Origin of the sequence: Hydrogenophaga sp. BPS33 (genome assembly GCF_009859475.1) — a bacterium.
GTDB lineage: Bacteria > Pseudomonadota > Gammaproteobacteria > Burkholderiales > Burkholderiaceae_C > Hydrogenophaga.
This window is the reverse complement of record NZ_CP044549.1, coordinates 1789900-1805192: the sequence shown is the minus strand read 5'-3', so window position 1 is coordinate 1805192 and position 15293 is coordinate 1789900. Positions and strand designations below refer to the sequence as shown.

17 protein-coding genes are annotated in these 15293 nt (G+C 64.8%); 4 read left to right on the top strand and 13 right to left on the bottom strand.

Going from position 1 to position 15293, the window contains the following annotated elements; all coding sequences use genetic code 11:
- Position 1: 1 nt before the first annotated feature.
- The 5 genes from F9K07_RS08535 to F9K07_RS08515 all read right to left on the bottom strand — a co-directional run bounded on the left by F9K07_RS08535 (position 2) and on the right by F9K07_RS08515 (position 4107).
- Positions 2-760, bottom strand: a complete 759-nt coding sequence (locus F9K07_RS08535) for an ABC transporter permease (RefSeq protein ID WP_159591453.1) — start codon at positions 758-760, stop codon at positions 2-4.
- The gene (locus tag F9K07_RS08530) at positions 757-1545 is read right to left on the bottom strand and encodes an ABC transporter permease (RefSeq protein ID WP_159591450.1); all 789 of its coding nucleotides are present in this window, start codon (positions 1543-1545) and stop codon (positions 757-759) included. The genes F9K07_RS08535 and F9K07_RS08530 overlap by 4 nt, the downstream gene beginning before the upstream one ends.
- Positions 1546-1556: 11 nt before the next feature.
- Complete coding sequence (locus tag F9K07_RS08525) at positions 1557-2315, bottom strand: ABC transporter ATP-binding protein (protein ID WP_159591447.1); 759 nt, start codon at positions 2313-2315, stop codon at positions 1557-1559.
- A gap of 50 nt (positions 2316-2365) precedes the next feature.
- Positions 2366-3418: an ABC transporter substrate-binding protein gene (locus F9K07_RS08520; RefSeq protein ID WP_159591444.1), complete on the bottom strand. Its 1053-nt coding sequence runs from the start codon at positions 3416-3418 to the stop codon at positions 2366-2368.
- 218 nt (positions 3419-3636) lie between these two features.
- The gene (locus tag F9K07_RS08515) at positions 3637-4107 is read right to left on the bottom strand and encodes an Lrp/AsnC family transcriptional regulator (RefSeq protein WP_201451536.1); all 471 of its coding nucleotides are present in this window, start codon (positions 4105-4107) and stop codon (positions 3637-3639) included.
- 70 nt (positions 4108-4177) lie between these two features.
- Between F9K07_RS08515 and F9K07_RS08510 the strand changes: the two genes are divergently transcribed.
- Positions 4178-5131, top strand: a complete 954-nt coding sequence (locus F9K07_RS08510) for an EamA family transporter (protein ID WP_159591442.1) — start codon at positions 4178-4180, stop codon at positions 5129-5131.
- Here the strand turns inward: F9K07_RS08510 and F9K07_RS08505 are convergent.
- The 5 genes from F9K07_RS08505 to F9K07_RS08485 all read right to left on the bottom strand — a co-directional run bounded on the left by F9K07_RS08505 (position 5128) and on the right by F9K07_RS08485 (position 9568).
- On the bottom strand, positions 5128-5613 hold the full coding sequence (locus tag F9K07_RS08505) for a c-type cytochrome (RefSeq protein ID WP_159591440.1): 486 nt from the start codon (positions 5611-5613) through the stop codon (positions 5128-5130). The two genes, F9K07_RS08510 and F9K07_RS08505, sit on opposite strands and share 4 nt — an antisense overlap.
- A gap of 128 nt (positions 5614-5741) precedes the next feature.
- Positions 5742-6689, bottom strand: a complete 948-nt coding sequence (locus tag F9K07_RS08500; RefSeq protein ID WP_159591438.1) for a hypothetical protein — start codon at positions 6687-6689, stop codon at positions 5742-5744.
- An 18-nt stretch (positions 6690-6707) separates the two neighbouring features.
- Positions 6708-7631, bottom strand: a complete 924-nt coding sequence (locus tag F9K07_RS08495) for a LysR substrate-binding domain-containing protein (protein WP_159591436.1) — start codon at positions 7629-7631, stop codon at positions 6708-6710.
- Between the two features lie 29 nt (positions 7632-7660).
- Positions 7661-8641, bottom strand: a complete 981-nt coding sequence (locus F9K07_RS08490; protein WP_159591434.1) for a Bug family tripartite tricarboxylate transporter substrate binding protein — start codon at positions 8639-8641, stop codon at positions 7661-7663.
- Positions 8642-8860: 219 nt separating this feature from the next.
- Positions 8861-9568, bottom strand: a complete 708-nt coding sequence (locus F9K07_RS08485) for an alpha/beta hydrolase (RefSeq protein ID WP_159591432.1) — start codon at positions 9566-9568, stop codon at positions 8861-8863.
- Positions 9569-9617: 49 nt separating this feature from the next.
- Between F9K07_RS08485 and F9K07_RS08480 the strand changes: the two genes are divergently transcribed.
- The 3 genes from F9K07_RS08480 to F9K07_RS08470 all read left to right on the top strand — a co-directional run bounded on the left by F9K07_RS08480 (position 9618) and on the right by F9K07_RS08470 (position 13344).
- Complete coding sequence (locus tag F9K07_RS08480; protein ID WP_159591429.1) at positions 9618-10421, top strand: 2-keto-4-pentenoate hydratase; 804 nt, start codon at positions 9618-9620, stop codon at positions 10419-10421.
- Positions 10422-10518: 97 nt separating this feature from the next.
- On the top strand, positions 10519-12210 hold the full coding sequence (locus F9K07_RS08475; protein WP_159591426.1) for an AMP-binding protein: 1692 nt from the start codon (positions 10519-10521) through the stop codon (positions 12208-12210).
- 156 nt (positions 12211-12366) lie between these two features.
- Positions 12367-13344 carry an NAD-dependent epimerase gene (locus F9K07_RS08470; protein ID WP_159591423.1) on the top strand — a complete coding sequence of 326 codons (978 nt, stop codon included), beginning with the start codon at positions 12367-12369 and terminating at the stop codon, positions 13342-13344.
- 4 nt (positions 13345-13348) lie between these two features.
- Here F9K07_RS08470 and F9K07_RS08465 read toward each other — a convergent pair whose 3' ends face one another.
- The 3 genes from F9K07_RS08465 to F9K07_RS08455 form a co-directional block, all read right to left on the bottom strand.
- Positions 13349-13825 (bottom strand): low molecular weight protein-tyrosine-phosphatase, encoded by a 477-nt coding sequence (locus tag F9K07_RS08465; protein ID WP_159591420.1) that lies wholly within the window; start codon positions 13823-13825, stop codon positions 13349-13351.
- Positions 13826-13890: 65 nt separating this feature from the next.
- A complete protein-coding gene (locus F9K07_RS08460) occupies positions 13891-14196 on the bottom strand; it encodes an H-NS histone family protein (protein ID WP_159591417.1) in 306 nt (101 codons plus the stop codon).
- Between the two features lie 63 nt (positions 14197-14259).
- Positions 14260-15243, bottom strand: a complete 984-nt coding sequence (locus F9K07_RS08455; protein ID WP_159591414.1) for an RluA family pseudouridine synthase — start codon at positions 15241-15243, stop codon at positions 14260-14262.
- Positions 15244-15293 lie beyond the last annotated feature (50 nt).

Below are 15293 nucleotides of genomic sequence, written 5' to 3'. Positions count from 1 at the left end.
GTTACAGGCTCACCCCACGTTCCCAGAACACGAGCCGGGCACGCAGGAAGACGATGAGCCGATCGGCAAGCAGGCCGAACAGCCCCAGGACCACGATCACCGCGAAGGCAGATGCGGTATCGAAATAGGAGGCGTAGCGTGAAACGAGATAGCCCAGCCCCTTGGACTCGCCAATGAACTCGGTCACGCACATGACGATCAGCATGATGGGCGTGGCCACCCGCAGGCCGGTCAGCAGATAGGGCAGCAACGAAGGCCACAACACCTCGTACACCAGGCGCAAGGGCCGCACCTCGTTGTTTTCGGCCAGCCACAGGAGATTGCGCGGCACGGCACGGGCACCTGCGTACATCTGCACGAAGATCGGGAAGAAGCATTCCAGGCCGACCTGCACGATCTTGGACGCACCGCCGAAGCCGAAGATCAGCACCACCACCGGATACAGCGCCAGCTTGGGTACCGGATACAGCACCGAGATGAGCGGATGCAGGGCCGCGTCGGCGTAGCGGTTGCGCGCACAGAGGATGCCCACGGCAGCCCCCCCGAGCATGGCAAGTGCCAGGCCGGCGAAGCCCTTGGAGAGGGTGGACAGCGCGTGCTCCATCAACTCGCCCGTGGCGACGATGTCGACCAACTGGCGCGCCACGTCCGAGACGCCGGGCAGCATGCGGGTGTTGCCCAGCGTCGCCGCACCCTGCCATGCGGCGAGGAACAGCAGCACACCGACAAGCCGGGTCAGGTACGAACGGTCCCAGCTCATGCCCTGCCTCCCATTTCCGCCGCCTGCCCTTTGCACAGCCACAGCGCCAAGCGCTGCAGCAACAGATTGGAAAGGTAGCCCGCGATCGCGATGAACAGGATGTAGGCGTACATCTGCGGATACGCCCCGTTCTGGTAAGCGAGCATCACCAATGAGCCCAGACCATCGGAGTGGCCCACCACCTCGGTGGCGACCATCAGAATGAAGGCCACCATCAGGCTGATGCGCAGGCCCACCAGCGTCCTGGGCAGGCTTGCCGGCAAGATCACTTCGAAGAAGGTGCGCACGCGCCCCATCTCGTTGTTGCGGCTGAGCCAGAGGTACTTGGGATTGATGCCCAGCGCGCCGCTCATGGCATTGAGGTAGGCGGGGAAAAAGCAGCTCAGGGCGATGATCAGGATGCGCGAGGCATCCGAAAATCCGAGCCAGACCGCAACCGCGGGAAACAGCGAGATCTTGGGAACCGCGTGCACGAAAGCCTGCAGCGTATCGAGCAGGTCGCGCACCGGCCGCAACACGCCCGACAGCAGCCCCAGCACCACGCCCAGGCCAGAGCCCACAAGAAAGCCCACATAGACGCGGAACAGGCTGTGTCCCATATGCGCGAACACCTCGCCGTTGGCGAGGTAGCGCCCAGCCTCGACCACGATCTCCAGCGGACCCACGAGGTAGTCCGGATAACGCCCGCTGCGGGCACCGGCTTCCCAGACGAGCAGCACCACCAACTGGAATCCCAAGGTCACGTGGAGCAGGTCGTTGACCGGCTTTTGCATGGAAGGTTTCATGCGTCCTCCGCTCAGGCCATGGCGCCACGACGCACGAGTTCCCACAGATGGGTCCGGTACTCCAGCACGCGCGGGTCGGACTTGGTCGCAGCCGATCTCGGGCGAGGCAGATCGATGCGGCAGACCTCCATCACCTGGCCCGGCTTGCCACCGAGCACGACCACACGGTCGCCCAGGAAGATGGATTCGGTGATGTCGTGCGTGATGAATACCACCGTCAATCCCGAGGTCTGCCACATGCGGGTGAGTTCTTCCTGCATTTCCTCGCGCGTCTGCGCATCCAGCGCGCCGAACGGCTCGTCCATCAACAGCACTTCCGGCTCCATGGCCAAGGTGCGGGCCAGCGCAGCGCGCTGGCGCATACCGCCGGAGAGTTCATTGGGATAGGCCTTGCCGAACTTGTGCAGGCCGACCTTGTCGAGATAGGCCGTAGCCCTGTCCAGCGCCTGGGCTCGCGAGACGCCCCTCTGCTCGATCGGCCAGGCGATGTTCTGCAGCACTGTCTTCCAGGGAAACAGGGTGGCCTCCTGGAAAACCATACCCAGCTTGCGGCTGGGCTTGCCGATGGGCTGACCGTCGAGCAGAACGCGACCGGATGAAGCGGACTCGAAGCCCCCCAACATGTGCAGCAGCGTGGTCTTGCCACAGCCGCTGGGGCCGAGGATGGTAATGAACTCGCCTTTTTCGATCTGGAGGTCCACGGGACCCAGGGCGTGCACGACGTGGTCGCCGCGCTTGAACTTCTTCGTGACGGACTCGATGTGGATCATCCGGAGGTGCTCTGCGGGTGGGAGTTGCGGAATCGGTGGACGGCAGCGGCTCAGCGGACCAGCGCGTATCCGCTCAGGACCATGTCGACCGCCTTGGGATTGCGCCCGCGCGGCAGGAAGTCGGCCTCCACCATGTCCTCCATGGTGTCGTCGATGTCCTTGAGAGCGATCTTTCCGCCCTCGGCACGCCCTCCGTCGGCCCCTGCGTTCGCGGCGGCCGGCGTGAGATAGCCCGCAGCGATCAGCTTGGGATAGGAGGCCTCGCGCTCCTTCGCCCAGTTCGCCAGCGCCCGTTGATAGTCAGCGCGCCAGGCGCAATAGGCCTGCGGCTGCTCCTTGACGAACTTCTGCGTGAAGAACGCCAACGTGCTGGGATGCGCCTGGGCCGTGGCCTGCATAGGACGCATGAGCACATCTACCCCGCCCGTGGCACCGGCCTTGGCCAGAAACTGGCGCGCCAGCCAGGCCACATCGATCTGCTTGTTGCGCAGCGCCTGCTCCTGAGCGGGCGGAGGCATCGACACATAGGACACATCGTTGGGTTTCAAACCGGCGCGCCGCAGCGCGCTCTTGATCCAGTACTCGCTGACCGTGTTCGGGCCGTAGAAGCCGATGCGCTTGCCTTTGAGCTGCTTGATGTCGGTCAACCCGCTGTCTTTGAGCACCACGAAGGCGCCCTGGTTGTCGGTGGCGTTCGTTTCGACCACTGGGGCCACCGCGCGCACGTCGATGCCCACCCGCACTGCGGTGATCAGCGCTGTCAGGCTGATCGATCCGGCGTCGAGCTGCCCCGCTTGCACTGCAGTCATGCGGTCGTTGGGTGCGAACAGCTTGTGGTCGAGCACATAGAACTTCCCCTGGTGCGGGTACTTCTCCTTGTCGGCCCACAAGAGCGCCAAGGGCTCTTCACCGCCGCCTGTGAGACCGTAGCGGATGGTCACCGGTTGCACCGGCGTTTTTTGGAGGTCGACCTTGCTGCACAAGTCGGTCGAGGGCTGGGCCAGAACCGGCTGGAGACCGAAAACAATCCCCAGCACGGCGAGCATGCGCCCGCACCATCGGACACCCACATGGGGTCTGCACAACGAAAAGAGCTTGGTCATGGCGACTTCCTTTTCCAACATCCGCTAAGGACCCAAGGTCCCAAATTGTTCCGTATTCGAAACACGTTTATGAATACAGAACAAATCTTATCCAGACAAGGGAAAAATGGCGAGCATTTCCCTTTTCCCCTCGGCCACCGGGGGATATCTCATCAGGGAAACGGAAGCGCGGCCGGAAAACGATGGCGCTTGGGTCCTGCGAAGCGGTGGAAACCCGCTCAGTCCTTGGGGAGTTGCAAGGGCCTGTCCTCGAACTCTGTGTTCAGCACCACCGTGCTCGTGGTGCGCGCCACGCCGGGAATGGCCTTGATCTTGTAAAGAACCTCTTCCAGCGCGCGCGCATGGGTGGTGCGCACCTTGGCCAGAAAGTCGTATTCGCCGGCCACGCTGTGCAACTCCAACATTTCGGGCAGTTCGCGCAGGCGCGGCGCGACGTCGCGGCAATGCGCGCCGCCGTCGTTGCGGATCGCCACGAAGGCGGTGAAGCGCAGGCCCACGCGGTCGGGCTCCACGCGCAAGGAGAAACGCTCGATCACGCCACGCTCGACCATCTTCTTCACGCGTTCGTGCACGGCCGCCGTGGAAAGCCCCACCTCGGCGGCGACATCGGCATACGAACGGCGGCTGTCTGCGCTGAGGGCCGTAAGAATTCCGGCGTCCACCTCATCCAACTGAATATTTGCTTGCATAGGGCCCCAATTTTGATAAAAATCTTGATTCAGCGCTCAGTTCTGGAAATTTTCCATACAAGGCCGTTCTATGCCGTCCATTTTCAACCCGAAGCCGGTCGACCGCCACCGTCTGCGCTTGGCCGGTGCGTTGCTGATCGTGTACCTGGTGTGGGGTACGACGTACTTCGCGCTCGACGTGGCCATGCAATCGTTGCCGCCAGTGCTCATGAACGGCGCGCGTTTCGCGTTTGCGGGCGGGCTCATGCTAGGCATCGCGCGCTGGCAAGGACAGGCCTGGCCGAGCGCCGCGCAGTGGCGCGCCAGTGCGCTCATCGGCGGGCTCATGGCCTTCGGCGCTATGGTGCTGGTGGTGCTGGCGCAGAAGGCGGGCATCGGCTCCGGGCTCATGGCCACGGTGGTGACCACCATGCCGATGTGGCTCGCGCTCTGGACGCGCTGGGGCGGCGAACGCGTGCCGGCAACGAGCTGGATCGGCCTGGTGCTGGGCGCTGCCGGTGCGCTGGTGCTGGCACTGGAGGGCGATTTCTCCACCACGCTGCTGGGCACGCTGTGCGCCTTCGGCGCGCCCCTGGCCTGGAGCCTGGGCTCGTACGCCTCGCGCCGCCTGGCCCTGCCGCCGCCGGCCATGGCCTCGGGCGCGCAGTGGCTGTTGGGTGGCCTTCTGGGACTGGTGGTGGCCTGGGGCTGGGAGCCGAGCGCGCGCACGGTGGACTGGCATGCGGTGACCACCGCCTCGTGGCTGGCCTGGCTCTACTTGGTGGTGCTGGGCACCATGGTCACGCTCAACACCTACCTCTGGCTGCTCAAGAACACCTCGGCCGCACTGGCGGGCAGCTACTCGTTCGTGAACCCCCTGGTGGCGCTGTGCGTGGGCGTGTGGCTGGGCGGCGAGACACTCACCGGCTGGGTGTTCGTGGCCATGCCGCTGATCCTGCTCGCGCTGGCCCTGATTCTGTATGGCCGTGAGGCCCTGGCGATGGCGCGCGCAGTGCGGCCGCAGTCCCGCTCCACCGCCCGTTAAGGCATGCGCACGACCGGCCCGCTCACGGCCTGGCCGGGCGGCACGTAGGCCGGTGCGGGTTGACCCGCCGGGCCCGCGGCCTTGATGTAGCGGTAGATCGCCTTCAGATCGCCATCGGTCATGGCGCGCAGGCTGAACCACGGCATCGGCGGGCGCGACTCCATCTTGCGCGCGTGCGCCAGCCATTGTTTCTCGGTCAAGCCGGCGAAGACCAGGCGCAGGTTGCTGGCGTAAGTGGTGCCCCAGGGCCCCTGCCAGCCCAGGCTGTCGCCGGTGAGCCAGGTGTTCTCCGGCGTCTTGCCCGCGTTCTGTGTGTAGCCCGGCGAGTGGCAGTCGTTGCAGCCGGCGGTCTGCACCAGATAGCGGCCGAGTGCGACGGCTTCGCGCGGTCGGTCGTCGGCGTGCGCCAGCGTGGCGGCACACAGCAACAGTGCCGCGAGGGCGGCGGCGATCGCGCGGGGAGAGGGCGGAAGCTGGAACATCGGGGGTTCTCCAGTGGGTTGTCGGACCTGGGCGCCCGCAGTGCTGCGCCACGCGCGGCGCCATAGCCCTGCGGGCAGGTCAGTATGCCCATACCCGCGCCACGGAGAACCGGCCATTCAGCCGGCGTTCACGCCGGACAACGCTCCACCGTCAGCCAGATTTCGACCTTGCTTTCGTAAGTCGACGCCCAGACCGCGGTCCCCACGGCGCGCAGCAGATGCCGATCTTCTGGCAGCACCGAACCCAGCACCGGGGACAGGATGTCCTCGCTCGTCACGCCGTACTGAAGGGTCAGTTTCTGGCCGGTGCGCTGGCTGAACCGCAGTCGGCCGATCGGGGCCGTGCGGATTTCTTCCTTGAAAGGCGTGGGCGCCGTGCTCGTCAACGGCGTCCAGGCGAAGATGGATTCCCCCGACACCATGGGGTGCGACTGAAGACAGGTGAAAGGCAGAGCATCCAGCAGCTCCTGGCAGAGCTCGGGGTTGCGATCGACACACAGGAATGCGCGCACCTCGATGCCCAAGGGCGCCCAGCGCAGACGGATCAGCGTATCGGTGGGAACCAGGGTGTCGACGATGTCGCCGCCGGCCAGTGGTGCCTTGTGTGCGTCGCCGTCTGGGTAGCGCATCGCATCGCCCAGATTCCACGGAAACCAGTGGTAGCACCAGGCGTAGAGGGTGTTGACGTAGCGCAGGAATGCCACGAGCAATTGCTCGAACTGCGCCCAGTCGCAATGGCCGGACACCTCGAGCAACTGGTGGCCCAGGCGTTTCATCTCGGGAAACCCGCTGTAGCCCAGGTAGTTCAGGACCGTGGGAAACATCTGACGCACCACAGCGCGCGACACCCCGACGTCGTGCTGCTCGCGGTGCAAGGCCAATGTCGGGTAGACGGTGTACATCGCGAAGTCACGGAGCATGCCGTGCGCGATATCCAGCGCGCCAAAGTAGGCGCCTTCACTCCCCGGCCGATTCTCCAGCGTCCCGGTTCGGAGTTTTCGATAGCCCTCGGGCTCTTGACGGGCGATTCCAGCAGTCTCGGCCTGGAGGTCTGCCAGCAGATCCAAATAGCTCAATTTCAAAACTTTCTTGGTTCAAATGGGAAGCGACTGGATGGTTTCCTCGTACACGGTGCGCACCGCGTTGATGAGTTCATCCAGCAACTTGTTGGGCTTGGCCAGTGCGGGATACACCACCGACAGCACGTAAGGCACCGTGGGAGCAAAGCGCCTGAGCGAGACACCATCGCCCACGCTCATCGACGCCGCCAACGGGTCCACCATCGCCACCCCAAGCCCTTGCCGGACGAAGGTGGCTGCCGACACCGAGTAGCGCGTCTCCAGGCGGATGCGTGGAGAAATGTTGGGCGAGCTCTTCAGGCCCGTCAGCTCGTAGCGGGACATGGAGCTGGGCCCCACCGCGATGAAGTCCACACCATCGAGATCTGCGGGTGTGATCTCGGTGCGTGCTTCCAGCGGATGGCCCTTGGGCAGCATGCACAGCCATTGCGACGCAGCCAGCGGCGCCGAGCCGACATCGCGGCGGCCCGGGTGGATGGCCGCGAAACCGATGTCCACGCTGCCGCTGGACACCAGGTCGATGATTTCCGCGGAAACGCCGCTTTGCACGCTCAGCATCGAGGTGGGGAAACGCTTCTCGAACCGCTCGATGGCCTTGGGCAAACACGCCAGCGTAAGCGATAGGTTGGCCGCGATCTTCAGCCGGGCGCTCTTGAACTCGCGGATCGCAAACGCCGCCTCGCGGATCCGCTCGGTACCGGCGTAGTGGCGCTCGACTTCCATGTACAGTGCGCGCGCTTCCTGCGTCGGCGCGATGTGCCCCGTATCGCGGTTGAAGAGCTGGAGCTTCAGATCCTCCTCGAGGTCACGGATCAGCCGCGTGATCGCCGGCTGCGACACCGACAGGAACCGCCCCGCGCCCGTCATGCTCCCGGTGAGCATGACGGCACGGAATGCCTCGAGTTGCTTGGCATTGAGCGGGCGCGTCGTTTTGATCATGCCGAGTTCGGAACGGCCGCAGGAGGCGTTCAGTTGGTGACCTTGAGGTCCAGGCGCTTCACCAGCTCGCCGTAGAACTTCACTTGCTGGGCCAGCATATCCCGAGCCTGCGCGGGCGTGTTGCCAACGATCTGTGCGCCGGTGTTCTCCAGCCTCTGGCGCACCGCGGGGATCTGGAAGACGGCGATGATTTCACGGTTGAGCTCGTTCACCACATCGCTCGGCGTGCCCTTGGGTGCCAGCACCATGCTCCAGGTATTCGCCTGGAAGTCGGGGATTGCGGCGTACTCGGCCACGGTGGGCACGTTGGGGAAGGTGGTGGACCGCTTGGGTCCGCCGACCGCCAGGAGCTTCATCTGCTTGTTGGCGATGTAGCCCTTGACGCCCGGCAGGGTGTCAAAGCCCATGTGGATCACCCCTGCCACCAGATCGCGTGAAGAGTCGCCGCTGCCCTTGTAGGGCGCGTGGATCAGCCGGATGCCGGCTGCATCCTGCAGCCACTCGCTGAACAGATGCGAATTGCTGCCCGGGCCGGCCGACTTGTAGACCAGCTCGCCGGGTTTGCTTTTCGCCAGGGCAATGAACTCCTTCAGGTTCTCGGGCGCCATGGTCGGCGCGCCCACCACGACCATCTCCGTCAGGGCGGCGGTCGTGATCGGTGCGAAATCCTGGACCGAATCAAAGGGCAGATGGGCGTTGAAGGCAGGCGACACCGCGTGCGACGCCACGACCACACCGAGGGTGTACCCATCGGGCCTGGCCTGTGCAACCGCCGTGGTGCCGATCACACCGTTGGCACCAGGCCGGTTCACCACGATCACCGGTTGCCCGATGCGCGCCGGGAGGTTGTCGGCGATGGCGCGCGCGATGATGTCGCCCTGGCCACCGTTGGCATACGGCACGATGATGGTGATCGCTCTTTCGGGGAATTCGGCGGCGTGCACCGCGGCGGAAAACTGGAAGGCACCGATGGCCGCGAGGACCAGTTGACGGACGAATCTGAAATGCATGGACGGCCTCTTGCTGACGTGTATCTGGAATCGGTCGGCAATGCCATCGCCAACCGTTCCGACAGCTTATCGACGCGCTCGCAGCACCGTCAAATCAGATGTTCGCATCCGCCAATACCCGAAACTGATACCCGGCAAGTCCCTTCGTTTGGCGGCCATTTCCGAGTGCCGAGTGCCGAGCGGCAAGCGGACCGCCGCAGCCGCACGGTCGCGCCGGCCTCAGGCCGGGCGAGCGCCCAGCACCCTCAGCAGCCAGGCATTGAGGTCGTCCACCTCTTCGCCGCACACGGAGTGCTCCATCGGGTACGCGTGCCATTCCACGGAATAGCCCATGGTCAGAAGGGCATCCCGCGAAGCGGTGGCGCGGTCGATGGTGACCATGGGATCGTGTTCGCCATGCGCCAGGAAAATGGGGGTGGCGCGGTTGGCCTCGCCGCGCTCGGCCGCGGTGGTCTCGGCCATCGGCAGGTAGCCCGACAGGCCCACCAGCCCGGCCAGGCGCTGCGGCGCGCGCAGGCCGGTCATGAGCGTCATGGCGCAGCCCTGCGAAAAGCCCATGAGCACCATGCGGTGCGCCGGCACGCCACGGGTGATCTCGCGGTCGATCAGGCCCTGCACCAGGTCTTGCGAGGCGCGCAGGCCGGCCGCGTCTTCCCGCCTGGGCACGGCGGGGTTGGTGCTGGGCGGGTGGATGTCGTACCAGGCGCGCATGGGGTAGCCGTTGTTGAGCGTGACCGGGCGCACCGGTGCGCTCGGGAACACGAAGCGCACCGGACCGATGGCGCTCAGGTCGAGCTCGTGCGCGATCGGCACGAAGTCGCTCCCATCGGCACCGAGGCCATGCAGCACGATGATGGAGGCGACGGGCGTGGCGGCGGCGTTGCCATCGCTGATGAGTTCCTGGACTTCAAGAAAGGGTTGGTTCATGGACGGGCAGCATAGCGCGTGCCCGACCGCCTTCACTATGATCTCGCGCATGACCCCGCTGCAACTGCTCGAACACACCGATGGCGGCCAGCTTTGGCCAGCGCCCCTCAGCGCCCAGGCCGGCTTCGACATGGACGCCGCCTACGCGCAAGCCCTGGCCGTGCGCCAACTGCGCATCGCCCGAGGTGAGCAACCACGCGGCTTCAAGGTCGGCTTTACCAACCGCACGATCTGGCCGCGCTACAGCGTGTTCGCGCCGATCTGGGGCAGTGTGTGGGACACCACGCTCACGCGGTGCGAGGGCGACGAGGGCACGCTCTCGCTGGCGCGCACCTGCCAACCACGGCTGGAGCCCGAGGTGGTCTTCGGCATGCGGGCCACGCCGGCGCCCGATCCCACTCTGGAAGAACTGTTCCAGGCCATTGAATGGATCGCGCCCGGGTTCGAGATCGTGCAGTCGCACCTGCCCGACTGGAAGTTCCTGCCGCCCGACACCGTGGCCGACGGCTCGTTGCACGCCCGCCTGCTGGTAGGACGGCGCGTGCCCGTGCGCGATCTCGCGCGCGATGGCGCAGCGCTGGACGCACTGCTGGCCGATGCGCGCGTGACGCTCTGCAAACACGGCCAGGACGTGGAACAGGGCCAGGGCCGCAACGTGCTCGACAGCCCGCTGCGCGCCCTGCGCCACTTCGTCCAGACCCTGCGCGCCTGCCCGGGCGCACCCGAACTGCACGAAGACGATGTGGTCACCACCGGCACCTGGACCGATGCCTGGGCCGTGTCGCCCGGCGAGCGCTGGTCCGCGCGCTTCTCCTCGCCCCTGCCTTCACTGACCGTGACCTTCGGTGCATGACGGGCCGCAGGCGCCGAACAGGTGAAACCCTCTAACCTGGGCCCACGTGGCTTGGTAGATTCGCGCTTCGTAGACGCACCACACGGAGACACCGCCCATGACCCAAGTCGCACCCGAACTGCTGGCCTTGCAACGCCTGTACCACTGGGAGAAGACCGCGCCCAACCGCGTCGCCCTCACCCAGCCCATGGGCGCGGGAGCGGTGAAGGACTACACCTGGGGCCAGATCGGCGATCAGGTGCGGCGCATGGCGACGTACCTGCAGGCAAAGGGTTGGGAGCCTGGCTCCAAGGTGGCGATCCTCTCGAAGAACTGCGCGTGGTGGATGATGAGCGACCTGGCAATCTGGATGGCAGGCCACGTCTCCGTACCGCTGTACCCCACGCTGGCAGCCGAGACCGTGCGGCAGATCCTCACCCACAGCGAAGCCAAGGCCTGCTTCATCGGCAAGCTCGACGGCTGGGAAGGCATGAAGCCCGGCGTGCCCGTCGGCCTGCCCTGCATCAGCTACGCGCTCTCGCCGCTGGACGCGCTGCACGCCTACGAAGAGTGGGACACCCTTTGCAGCCGACACGAACCCCTGCAAGGCGAACCGTTGCGCGCGGGCGACGAGCTCGCCACCCTCATCTACACCTCGGGCACCACCGGCATGCCCAAGGGCGTGATGCACAGCTTTGCCAACTTCGCCTGGGCGCTGGACTCGGGCCTCAAGCGCATCCCCATGTCGAGCGACGACCGCATGCTGTCCTACCTGCCACTGGCCCACGTGGTCGAGCGCATGCTGGTCGAGCATGGCTGGCTGCGCACCGGCATGCACGTGTACTTCGCCGATTCGCTCGACACCTTCACCGCCGACCTGCAGCGTGCTCGCCCCACCATCTTCTTCTCCGTGCCGCGCCTGTGGGTCAAGTTCCAGCAGGGCATCCACCACAAGATGCCACCGGCCAAGCTGAACCGCTTGTTGGGCATCCCCATCCTGGGCGGCATCGTGCGCAGGAAGGTGAAGAAAGCGCTCGGCCTGGACCAGTGCCAATTCGCCGCCGGCGGCGCCGCGCCCATGCCGCTGGCGCTGCTCGAGTGGTACAGCAAGCTCGGGCTGCACATCAACGAAGGCTACGGCATGACCGAGAACCTCGCGCTCTCGCACATCACCGAGCCCGGCAAGAACCAGCAAGGCACCGTCGGACCGGTGTACGCCGGCGTGCAGCAACGCCTGGATCCCGAAACCGGCGAAGTGCAGATGCGCAGCCACGCGCTGATGCTCGGTTACTACAAGGAGCCGGAGAAAAGCCGCGAAGCCTTCACCGAAGATGGTTGGCTCAAAACGGGCGACAAGGGCACGATCGACAAGGACGGCCTGCTGCGCATCACCGGCCGCGTGAAAGACCTCTTCAAGACCGGCAAGGGCAAGTACGTCTCACCCGCCCCGATCGAAGACAAGCTCGTGATGCACGAGGCGGTCGAGGCCTGCGTGGTGACCGGCGCCAACCTTGGCCAGCCCCTGGGCATCGTCATGCTCAACGCCGATGCGGTGGCGCGCGTCTCCAGCGGTTCCAGCGCGCGCGGCGAACTCGAAGCATCGCTGGCCGTGCACCTCAAGTCCATCAACGCCACGCTCGACCCGCACGAACAACTGCAGAGCATCGTGATCGTCACCAGCGCCTGGACGGTGGACAACGACATCATCACACCCACCTTCAAGGTCAAGCGCAACCGCATCGAAGACCTGTACGCGAGGCACTACGAGAGCTGGGAAGCATCCGGCAGAAAAATCATCTGGACGGATTGAGACCCACCCCCGCCGCGCTTCGCGCGTCCCCCTCAAGGGGGCGCACGCTGGGACCGGCAAAGCCGGATCCTCGCGTGCCCTGGAGCGTGTACCACGCGCTGCGGCGACTTCTCAGGCACACCTGGGTCTCTCAATCAGACCGCTAACATAGCGGCCATGCACATCCTCCTCACCGGCGCGGCCGGCTTCATCGGCGCACACACCGCCCAGCGCCTGCTCGCACGCGGCGACACGGTGCTTGGCATCGACAACCTCAACGGCTACTACGACGTTGCGCTCAAGCAGGCCCGGCTGAAACCCCTGCAGAGCCAGCCCGGTTTTGCGTTTGAGCAGGTCGACGTGGCAGACCGCGAGGCCATGGCAAAGCTCTTCGCGCGCCACCGCTTCGACGCGGTCGTGCACCTGGCGGCACAGGCCGGTGTGCGCTACTCGATCACCAACCCCATGGCCTACATCGACAGCAACCTCGCGGGCTTCGGCCACATCCTCGAAGGTTGCCGCGCACACAAGCCCCGGCACCTGGTCTACGCCTCCAGCTCCAGCGTGTACGGCGGCAACACCAAGATGCCGTTCGAGGAGACCGATGCGGTGGACCATCCGGTGAGCCTGTATGCCGCCACCAAGAAGGCCAACGAGCTGATGGCCCACACCTACAGCCACCTCTACAACCTGCCCACCACCGGCCTGCGCTTCTTCACGGTGTACGGTCCCTGGGGCAGGCCCGACATGGCCTACTTCAGCTTCACCAAAGCCGTGCTCGAAGGCCGGCCGATCCAGGTGTTCAACCACGGCAAGATGAAGCGCGACTTCACCTACATCGACGACATCGTCGAAGGCGTGCTGCGCGTGCTCGACAAACCCGCCACACCCGAAGTGCCCGGTGGAGCGCCCTACCGCATCTTCAACATCGGCAACAACGATCCGGTGCCTCTGATGGACTTCATCGGCTGCATCGAAAACGCGCTGGGCCAGGAAGCGGTCAAGGAATTCCTGCCCATGCAGGACGGTGACGTGCCCGCCACCTATGCCAGCACCGACGCCTTGCACCAATGGGTCGGCTTCGCGCCCTCGACCCCGCTGAAGGACGGCATCGAGCGCTTCGTGCGCTGGTACCGCGACTACCACCGGGTCTGAGCGCTCAAGCTATCGTGGCGACCACCCGGTCCAGCACGCCTTCGCTGCCTTGCTCGCACAGGCGCAGCACCACCTCGAAGCCCTGGGCATTGCCGTAGTACGGATCGGGCACCTCGGCGTCGTCTCCCAGGCCGGCATAGCCCAAGAACAGGTGCAGTTTGTATTGCTGCTCGGGAGGACATTGGCGCTGAAGTTGCGCCAAGTTATCGCGGTCCATGGCCAGGACGAGGTCGAAGCGCTCGAAGTCCTGGTCCTGCACACGCCGCGCACGCAGGCGCTCGATGTGCGGATATCCGCGCTGCAAGGCCAGCGCCACGGCACGGCGATCGGCCTTCTCGCCCTTGTGGCCGGCATACGTCCCGGCCGAATCCACCTCGATCCCGTGGGCCCATTGGCGGCGCGCGATGTGCTCCTGCACGACAGCACAGGCCATGGGCGAGCGGCAGATATTGCCCATGCAGACAAGAAGAATGCGAAACATCGTGAGAGCCTAACAAAAACAAAGCCCGCCGATCGGCGGGCTTTGTGCGCAACGCGTGGTGAAGCTCAGATCAGGTAGTCGTCCAGACTCTTGCCCGAGGCCAGCACGGAGCGCACCCATTCGGGTTTGCGGCCAGGGCCACCGGCCCAGAGTTCGCCATTGGGGCCGCGGTACTTGGCGGCGGCATTGGATTTCGATTTGCCGACCTTCTTGCCACCCGTGCTGCTGCCGAGATCGGCGGCAGTAATGCCGAATTGCTTCATCTTGGCTTTGATGTCGGCAATCACGGCGGAGAGTTCGTCTTTGCGCGCCTGCTCGGCCTGCGCCATCAGCTTCTGGGCCTGTTCCATCAGCTCGGAATAACTTGCCATCAAAATGTCCTTTTAAGTATGGGATCCTACAGGTCCATCGGAAATAGGACCCAGGCGTGCATTCTATTCAAGCGTTGTCCACCGCAGAAGCTCCGCTGGCAATTCGGCTTGAAATTCGAGTGGCATTTTGGTGACAGGATGTGTCAATCTCAGGCGCCAGGCATGCAGAAACATGCGCCTCAACCCGGCCCTGCCCAATTGGCGATTGAGTTCAAAATCCCCATATTTATCGTCTCCAGCGATCGGATGCCCGGCACTGGCCAGATGCACACGAATCTGGTGCGTACGGCCCGTCTTGATCGTCACCTCCAGCAGGCTGAAACCGTCGGGAGCGCTCGATTGCAGCCCGTGCGTGGCCGGCAGATGCCGTGCGACCTTGACCAGCGTGATCGAACGCATGCCATCCGGATCGTCGGCATGGGTCACCTTCACCCGCCGCTCGCCATCGGGCAATAGGTATTTGTGCAGCGGCTGGTCCAACACTTTCAAGCGCGCAGGCCACACGCCTTTGACCAACGCGAGATAGGTTTTCCCGGTTTCGCGCTCCCGGAATTGATCCTGCAAAGCCTTTAGCGCACTCTTCTTTTTGGCAATCAGCAACAGGCCGCTGGTTTCACGATCGAGACGGTGCACCAATTCGAGGAGTTTGGCTTGCGGACGGGCTTGTCGCATTTGCTCAATCACACCAAAACTCACGCCGCTGCCGCCATGGACGGCCACGCCGGCGGGTTTATCGATCGCCAGAAAGGCGTCGTCCTCGAAAACAACCGGAAATTCACGCGCCGGTGCCGGCTGGGCCGCTTTTTCTTCAATCCGTTCGGACAGTCGAATGGGGGGAATGCGCAACAGGTCGCCCATGGCCACGCGGTCATCTGCTCCAACCCGCCCCTTGTTGCGACGCACTTCACCCGATCGAATGATGCGGTAGATGTGCGATTTGGGCACTCCCTTGAGGGTGCGGATGAGGAAGTTGTCCAACCGTTGACCCGCCGACTCTTCGTCAACCGTGATGTGTCGGACTTCCCCAGAATTCGGATGGCTGGACATGGCTGCGAATGGCACCGCCACGGGTGGCGGGGAGCTGACTATAATGCGCC

Coding starts and splice junctions, on each gene's coding strand:
- F9K07_RS08455 (WP_159591414.1), bottom strand. CDS start 15,243: ATGTCCAGCCATCCGAATTCTGGGGAAGTCCGACACATCACGGTTGAC.
- F9K07_RS08480 (WP_159591429.1), top strand. CDS start 9,618: ATGACCCCGCTGCAACTGCTCGAACACACCGATGGCGGCCAGCTTTGG.
- F9K07_RS08460 (WP_159591417.1), bottom strand. CDS start 14,196: ATGGCAAGTTATTCCGAGCTGATGGAACAGGCCCAGAAGCTGATGGCG.
- F9K07_RS08525 (WP_159591447.1), bottom strand. CDS start 2,315: ATGATCCACATCGAGTCCGTCACGAAGAAGTTCAAGCGCGGCGACCAC.
- F9K07_RS08515 (WP_201451536.1), bottom strand. CDS start 4,107: ATGCAAGCAAATATTCAGTTGGATGAGGTGGACGCCGGAATTCTTACG.
- F9K07_RS08495 (WP_159591436.1), bottom strand. CDS start 7,631: ATGATCAAAACGACGCGCCCGCTCAATGCCAAGCAACTCGAGGCATTC.
- F9K07_RS08465 (WP_159591420.1), bottom strand. CDS start 13,825: ATGTTTCGCATTCTTCTTGTCTGCATGGGCAATATCTGCCGCTCGCCC.
- F9K07_RS08470 (WP_159591423.1), top strand. CDS start 12,367: ATGCACATCCTCCTCACCGGCGCGGCCGGCTTCATCGGCGCACACACC.
- F9K07_RS08510 (WP_159591442.1), top strand. CDS start 4,178: ATGCCGTCCATTTTCAACCCGAAGCCGGTCGACCGCCACCGTCTGCGC.
- F9K07_RS08530 (WP_159591450.1), bottom strand. CDS start 1,545: ATGAAACCTTCCATGCAAAAGCCGGTCAACGACCTGCTCCACGTGACC.
- F9K07_RS08475 (WP_159591426.1), top strand. CDS start 10,519: ATGACCCAAGTCGCACCCGAACTGCTGGCCTTGCAACGCCTGTACCAC.
- F9K07_RS08485 (WP_159591432.1), bottom strand. CDS start 9,568: ATGAACCAACCCTTTCTTGAAGTCCAGGAACTCATCAGCGATGGCAAC.
- F9K07_RS08535 (WP_159591453.1), bottom strand. CDS start 760: ATGAGCTGGGACCGTTCGTACCTGACCCGGCTTGTCGGTGTGCTGCTG.
- F9K07_RS08505 (WP_159591440.1), bottom strand. CDS start 5,613: ATGTTCCAGCTTCCGCCCTCTCCCCGCGCGATCGCCGCCGCCCTCGCG.
- F9K07_RS08520 (WP_159591444.1), bottom strand. CDS start 3,418: ATGACCAAGCTCTTTTCGTTGTGCAGACCCCATGTGGGTGTCCGATGG.
- F9K07_RS08490 (WP_159591434.1), bottom strand. CDS start 8,641: ATGCATTTCAGATTCGTCCGTCAACTGGTCCTCGCGGCCATCGGTGCC.